The sequence below is a fragment of the Sporomusa sp. genome, assembly GCF_035561255.1.
Classification (GTDB): domain Bacteria; phylum Bacillota; class Negativicutes; order Sporomusales; family Sporomusaceae; genus Sporomusa.
In genome coordinates, this window is sequence record NZ_DATMXX010000116.1 from 1 (window position 1) to 7,477 (window position 7,477).

The window sequence follows — 7,477 nt, forward strand, 5'->3', positions numbered from 1 at the left end:
TTTATCAATGTGAAATTTTTAAATTTTACAAACATTAAAACAAAACCACCACTTATCAAAATAGCGGCAAATGTGCCTGCAAATCATTTTGGGTCTACCAGAATTAAACGACGCAAGGATAAATAGCATTATCGGCAGGTACTTCTTATGCATCTCATCTATTTACAACTAACCGCTTACCTTGAGATTTCGAATTCTCGCTTCCCTGTCGACAAGCAGATAAATTTCTTGACCTACTTGTTGTAGGCCTTCGACCATTCTGGCTACCTCCTGAGTCGCATTCGATTGTTCTTGTATTACATTATTGTTTTGTTCTATACTCTTGAAAACCTGGTCGAGAGAAAACTGGAATTGTTTCAACGTGTTGCTGATTTCTGTTGCCGAACGGCTACTTTCATCTGCTAATTTGCGTACCTCGGCGGCGACGACCGAAAATCCCTTACCCTGGTCACCTGCACGCGCCGCTTCTATCGCTGCGTTTAATCCCAGAAGATTAGTTTGCTGGGCTACACGCTTAATCAGGTCGACAATCTCCGAGGTGTTGTTAACTGCCCTCGTAGCTTCTTGGGATAAATTAGCTACAATTTGACTAGATGCTGCCAATTCTTCAGAGGAAGCAGTCAGCTCCTCAATAGCAGCAGCGGCGTGTTCAAGCGCACTGCGCATTTCAATTACTTGGAGCTGAATCTTGTTAGCGTCTGCCTTATCGGACATCATTTTAGTCATCATCGCCATTGCAACTTTAGCAAATAGCTCGATTTTATCTGCGTCACCGACAAAACCGATGATGCCAAGCTTTTTGTCGACGCCCCGAAGGACCATATAAACGCCAGGTTCTATCGTATCTTGGCCAAATGCCTCATCCACTCTGACTTTGCCAGCATCCGTAACCGCTAATTTTAATAATTCCTTATAGGTTCTGCCAATACGCTTAGTTTCTGAGTCGGCAACGACATCTCCGTTTAATTCACAGAATACTGTATGGAACCCAGTTAGTTGGTGCAGGTATTTAACCGCCTGATTCTTTCCGTCTTCTGACATTTCCATGGCCATTTCCCCCTAATTGCTCCAAGACTTAATATTGCGGTTTAGTGAACTAGCCTCTTGGCCTAGGGGGCTAGTTCACTAATCTGATTAGGCACCTGTGTTATAAAGCCACTTTCTTTTCGCCCTGTCCTTTTTAAAAAACTTCTCAATCAATGCTGTCTTTTTCTGCGTCATGCCAACATCATCCAAGCCTTCAGAGAGTGACATTAGACGCAGATTTTCCACCTCAAAAGCAATAACCTCGCCAAGAGGCGTCCGAATTACTTTTTGAGGAAGATCAATTTCGAATTCACCTTTCTGAGAGGCCAATTCTATAACTTTTCCCTTAGGTAAAACAATCGGCAAAATTCCTTGTTGGAAACAGTTCTTGAAAAATATGCCTCCGAAGCTGCTTCCAATTAGACAACGCACACCCAATTTGGCGATTGCCATGGGTGCAGTTTCACGGGAACTCCCTCCTCCGAAGTTCTCGCCCACAATCATAATTTTAGCTTTCTTACAACCCTCCTGGTTAAGCGGAAACTCTAAAGAAAGTTCCCCCTTATCGCCATTCCCATCAACGAAGCGATATGCTTCAAAAGAGTACTTGTCAAGCTCATTAGGATTCATCAACATCCGCCTCATTGGAGTTATGATGTCTGTATCAACATTTGGCATCAGCCAAGGCACTGCTATACTTTTTAATACGCTGAACTTTTCCATGTCTTATCACCTCACTTAAACTATCTTCCCATTGATAGCCGCTAAAGCGGCAGTATATGGACTTGCCAGGTGAGTCCTTGCGTTTGGTCCTTGCCGCCCGATAAAGTTTCGGTTCGTAGTAGAAACGCAACGATGTCCGGGCTGAACTTTCTCGCCGTTACATCCACCGCACAGCGAACAGCTTGGTTCACCCCACAGAAAGCCTGCTTCTTGAATTATTTTATGAAGACCGAGATTTTCTGCGGCCTGCTTCACCTTTTGAGATCCCGGCACTACCCACGCCTCCACCGAATCAGCTACTTTTTGGCCTTTTACCATTTCCGCTACCTGCTCGATGTTAGAAATACGTCCATTGGAGCATGAACCTATAAATACACGGTTAATAGGGACCCCTTCAATTTTCTGCCCTTCTTCCAATCCCATATATTTGCGTGCTTCCGTAAAACTTCGCCTATCTTTTTCACTGGTGTTTTGGTCGGTTACGGGAACGACCCCATCCACCGCAACAGTATGCGCGGGAGTAATGCCCCAACTTATCTGCCGCCGGATTTCGCTCACGTCGAAAGAGATCTCTTTGTCAAACACACTCGATGCTCCAGAAGCAATCTCTTGACAATGCTTTGCCAGAGCCTCCATGTCCTCTCCTTTAGGAGCAAACTCCTTGCCCTCGATATAACGTAACGTTTTCTCATCAGGTGAAATCATTCCGTATTCAGAACCGAGCTCGACCGTAAGGTTGCACAGTGTCATACGTTGTTCCATGTGCATTGCTGACACAGCACTACCGGAGTACTCGATAGCATAGCCGATACCGAAATCTGTACCAAGTTTTGATATTATGAAAAGAATAATATCCATTGGCCCTACATCTTGGGCAAGGTCTCCCGTCAGGTTTATTCGCAAGGTTTTTGGTTTCTTCACAGTTAATGTCTGGGTAGCCAAAACATGATACAGTTCGGTAGTTCCAACTCCCCACGATAATGATCCCATTGCCCCGTGAGTACAGGTGTGACTATCTCCGCACACGATCGTCATCCCAGGCAAAGAAAGACCGAGTTCTGGTCCGACTACGTGCACTATACCTTGCCTTTCATCGTCTAAACCAAACAAACGAATTCCGTTGCTACGGCATCCAGCCTCAAACCGAGGCATCAGCATCATACTAATAGGAGAATCTTTTACAGTCCGCCCAGGCTTTGATGACAGAGTGTGATCCGGCGTTGCAATTACAGAACCACTGTTATATGCCCGCAAGCCTGATTCACTAAGCATTTCAAGTGCATACGGACCACTCAAATCATGTAGAAAGCACCGGTCGACCGCAATAAGATAATTATTATCATCTATTTTTTCGACAACATGCATATCCCACAAATTGTCAAACAAAGTATTAATACCCATAAGACAACCTCCTAACAACGAATTATATCCATTAACTCTTTGAATTCTTCCGTTCTTAACGAGTCAATTGAAGCACAAAGATCAATTGCACGCTCGGTCTTAACCGGATTCAAGCGCGTAGAAAAGCAGCTCCTTAATTTAGCAAGATGTTCTTCCCAGGGAAGGGGTTCCTTCCCAAAATTGTTATTTCTCGGCGCGTACCCTACTGTACTAAGAGCATTGCCATCTTTTAGATGTATTGTCATATACATATTTGCCTTGCCAATCTCGGCCGGTATATTAGGATCCATTGTAAACTCAAGTTTGTTCAAGAGCATGTCGACTTCAGGAGCGAACCGAGCTTCATCCGTAAAGCTGTCTAAAGTGACTTTTCCGTCAATCAAAGCCCGTACGGCAGTATACTGAACGCTAAACTTTCCATCAAGGCCAGTTTTCGGAAATGGACGGTTTACATACGGCAGATTTACTCCGACCATGACAATCCTTTCAATATTACTGATGCTGTCAATTTTTTCTCGGAGCTCCAATGCAGCGTTAATCGGTGCATGAGTTGCAAAATTACTGGGATACGGTTTCACTTCATAACCTGGATCTACGATTCTGCTTTTCTCACCATAACTTAGCAGAACTTCTTCGTTAAAATCATCTATCCCAAAGAAAGAAACGACATAACCGTTGGCGGCTTCAAAGATATCAGTATTGCCTGTAAAACCTTTTTCGGCAAGCAGGGCGGAATCTAGTCCCACATAACTTGACTGACCACAATGCAGACATTTCGTATGGGTACCAGTGTTAGCCATAAGAGAACCACAACGCGATCCCACAATTCCGAGCGCATATCGTAGCTTATCAATATCCAGCCCCATCACATGGGCCGCCCCAACGGTAGCTCCGAGAGGTCCTACCATCCCCGGAGGATGGAAAGGCACATTATTTAAGTTTGTTTGATTCGACGCCGCACGCATGCAGCACATCATTTCAACACCCTTTACAAGGCCGGTCAGCACTTCTTTACCGCTTCGCCCCCTGTTCTCAGCAACGGCCAGAATTGCGGGTAAGCACGTTGATAGCTGGTGATTAGGCGGGTTCCACATCGGCTCATAATCCAAAACGTGCATCGATCCGCCATTGATCATGGATGCCTGTGTCATAGATGTCTTGAAACCAAGCCCGATAACGCTGGCCTGTTCCTTGCCCCCCATCTCCCTTGCATTCTCTGCCATTATTTTAGGAGGCGCCTCCTGAAAAGATCCTGCGACCGCAACAGCAATCCCATCAGCAAAAATTTGACGACTACGCTTTTTCAATTCATCACTGAAGTCATCATACTGAAACGCTATAATCTTCTCACATATACGCTTAGTCAAACCCTGTATCGATTCCTTAGTACTCATGACAACCCCCTAGTTATTTGAATAACGTTTATCCAGTTCGAAATATTCCGGTGCCCCCAGCACCCCAATTATATGATTAAAAAAGCTTTGATCAATCTCACTAGAAGGCGGTAGCTGGTCCTCCATTAGTTGCTTGAGAGCCCTTTCACAGTTGACCCAAGCCTGAATCATAGCAAAGGGATTTAGTACTATTGGGAATTTCCCAATTTTTGCTACGTCCTTCATCGAAATCATGGGCACATTATTGAAAAGGACCGGAATACCTTTGAGCCGTTCGGAATAGGCTTTGACATCGTCTATCGTCCTTATCCCGTCGACAAATGCCATGTCAGCGCCGGCTTCCATAAACGACCTTACCCTATCCTCTACATCTTCCCAGCCATTAACAGCTAGTGTATCGGTCCTTGCTATGATAATAAAATCCTGATTCTTCCGCGCGTCTACCGCCGCTTTAATTTTAGTAACTGCCTCTTCCTTGGAAATTACCTGTTTGTTTTTCATGTATCCGCACCGCTTTGGCCACACCTGGTCTTCTATATGCAGCGCCGCGGCTCCGGCTCGTTCATATTCGCGAACAGTCTGTATTACGTTAATGTAATTGCCATACCCAGTATCAGCATCCACAATTAAAGGAAGGTCTGAACAGTAAGTGTTTATTCTGATTTTCTCGCACATCTGCGTCAATGTTAATAACCCCACGTCCGGCAATCCAAAAGTTGCCGCACTCCCAAAGCCAGTCATATATCCTGACTTAAAACCGGCCTTTTCCGCAAAAACAGTCTGGATCCCATCACAGATAAACGGTGCAACTACTGTTTGCTCTTTCATACTTGCTCTCAATTTTCCACCAGGTGTCATAGAAACATCTCCTCAATTCATCTTGCTGATGTACCCAGCTCCAACAGACTTTTTCGCTTCTTCAAAAGCATTGGTATATCAGAAAGTTATTATTTTAATTAGAAGTCAATTCATTAGACCCCGAAGACTCAGGGTCTAGTGAATATATTTATACTACTTATAAAACGAACCAAAAAACGAGGTAAGCTGTCTTATCTACAGGAGCTCCGGAATTTGTAAACTTAAGATCCTGGAGATCGATGCTAACGCCCATGTTTTTCATCGGGACGAATTGATAGCCCAAATACCAGCCTTTAACATTATCCGTACCGTCAAAAGTTTTACCATTGACTTTATAGGTTGGGGATACCCACCACAAGGATTTCGCAGCACCAAAACCTGCGGGCAATGCACCGGACTGAGCATAGCGGTATAATAGTGCCCACGCATCAGTATTTGGTTTCTTAAGATCAACTGCTAACCCTTGAGTCGGGTCCTTGGTGTACCGTCATTATAGCCTTGAATTATACCATCTTTAGCCAGTTTGTTTAACGTTTCATACGCCCAGTGGTTTGGGGAACATCGCTGAAAATTTCTGTTAATGCCGCCATAAATATGCCTGTTATACTCAAAACAATTATCATCGTCAACAAGAAGCATATTCACGCTAAAATCTGGAATATGAATATAAGTAAAATCGTTACGCTTGCCATGGCAGGAACGATGAAAAAGAGTTTCGGGAATAAATCCTGTCGGCTTTCTTCGTTATGGCAAGCAGCCAAAGCTAAACTACCCCCACCGCTGAAAGGAGACATCCCCATAGAAATTGCCCCTAATTGAATAGCAACGAATAATATGCTTACCGGGAGACCCGTAGTTTCAGACAACCCTGATACCAGCGGATACATTGTTGGTAATACTACTCCCAATACACTGCTAAATGCCGCCATTATACCCCCAACAACACCCAAAACTACTGGAACCAGAACTGAAGGGATATTGGATCCCACCCAGCCGGCTAGAAGCTTAATCGTACCAGCCTTTACAGCTGTCTCAATCAAGATACCCACACCGCAAATCATAATAATCGTGCCCCATGGAACTCTTCCCATTACCTGTTTTTCGTTTCCGAGTTTTAACAATAAAGCTAGCGCTGCTGCAACGATACATACAAAACCTATATCCATATTGGTCTTTATGAGTTTTATAGTTGGGTTAGTCGGAGCAAAAATACTTGCAATAGGGGCGGCAAGTACAACCACAACTACTCCCAGAATTAGATAGAGATTAATTTTTTGTTCGCGTGTTAAATCGTCCGGCTTATCCATTTCTAGAACGGCATCTTTGAGTTTATAGCCTTTAGTTAGCACATAAACGCCAACTATCAGGACTAGCGAAAATACAGCTGTTGAGAGAAAAACATCAAATGCATAGGTGTAAGCCTGTTCACCATAACCAGCCTTAGCAATGAGTTGAGTTATAATTACTCCACCCATACTAAGCATAAAGTTACTGCCTGTAATTGCACCGAGGGCTACGGAAAGAACTCCCAGCAGCCGACTCATATTGATTTTTTCGCACAACACCAGGGTTAAGGGATACATGAATGCCGCAACCGCAAAGAAGCCCGCTCCCATCGCGGCTATCACCAGCGCGACAAAAAAGATTATAAAAGGGAAATACATTGGATACTGTTTAAATTTATAAATTAGATGCATGGCAAACTTTTCAAGTGTACCATTAACAATTGCAAAATTATAAAACAGCGTTATCGAGAAAAGGATAAAAAAGATTTTAAGTGGCCACATCATAACAATATCGCCCGGCTTTAACTTCATAACAAAAGCACCAATAAAATAAGCAAAAGAAATTGCAAACAATCCAATGTTTATTTCAGTCAAAAACCCCAAAATAATGGCAACCAGTAACGCGAGCACTATTAGCAGAGACAATTCCACGAGATACCACCTCTTCATATGATCGTAAATTTTAAGACCACTTTGTTTTTTACATAGAGACCCGCCGCCCCAATAGAAAATCGATAAAAGACACGATAATCGACCAACACTAGCTCATAATAAAGCACCTCCCTTCTT

Annotated in this window: 6 protein-coding genes and 2 pseudogenes; all 8 read right to left on the reverse strand. The window is 43.7% G+C overall.

All coding sequences use genetic code 11. The features are described 5' to 3' along the window. Positions 1-168 precede the first annotated feature (168 nt). Positions 169-510: pseudogene (locus tag VN379_RS25100) on the reverse strand (methyl-accepting chemotaxis protein); the annotation flags it as partial. 165 nt (positions 511-675) lie between these two features. Then, positions 676-1,053: pseudogene (locus tag VN379_RS25105) on the reverse strand (sugar diacid recognition domain-containing protein); the annotation flags it as partial. 81 nt (positions 1,054-1,134) lie between these two features. Further along, a complete protein-coding gene (gene leuD / locus VN379_RS06805) occupies positions 1,135-1,749 on the reverse strand; it encodes a 3-isopropylmalate dehydratase small subunit (protein WP_325532146.1) in 615 nt (204 codons plus the stop codon). 15 nt (positions 1,750-1,764) lie between these two features. Continuing rightward, complete coding sequence (locus tag VN379_RS06810; RefSeq protein ID WP_325532148.1) at positions 1,765-3,150, reverse strand: 3-isopropylmalate dehydratase large subunit; 1,386 nt, start codon at positions 3,148-3,150, stop codon at positions 1,765-1,767. Between the two features lie 11 nt (positions 3,151-3,161). Beyond that, positions 3,162-4,544, reverse strand: coding sequence for an MmgE/PrpD family protein (locus VN379_RS06815; RefSeq protein ID WP_325532150.1), 1,383 nt, complete (start codon positions 4,542-4,544; stop codon positions 3,162-3,164). 9 nt (positions 4,545-4,553) lie between these two features. Further along, the gene (locus tag VN379_RS06820) at positions 4,554-5,402 is read right to left on the reverse strand and encodes an isocitrate lyase/PEP mutase family protein (RefSeq protein WP_325532152.1); all 849 of its coding nucleotides are present in this window, start codon (positions 5,400-5,402) and stop codon (positions 4,554-4,556) included. A gap of 456 nt (positions 5,403-5,858) precedes the next feature. Then, positions 5,859-6,041, reverse strand: coding sequence for an S-layer homology domain-containing protein (locus VN379_RS25110; RefSeq protein ID WP_325532156.1), 183 nt, complete (start codon positions 6,039-6,041; stop codon positions 5,859-5,861). Between the two features lie 2 nt (positions 6,042-6,043). Continuing rightward, positions 6,044-7,339, reverse strand: a complete 1,296-nt coding sequence (locus tag VN379_RS06830) for an SLC13 family permease (protein WP_325532154.1) — start codon at positions 7,337-7,339, stop codon at positions 6,044-6,046. Positions 7,340-7,477 lie beyond the last annotated feature (138 nt).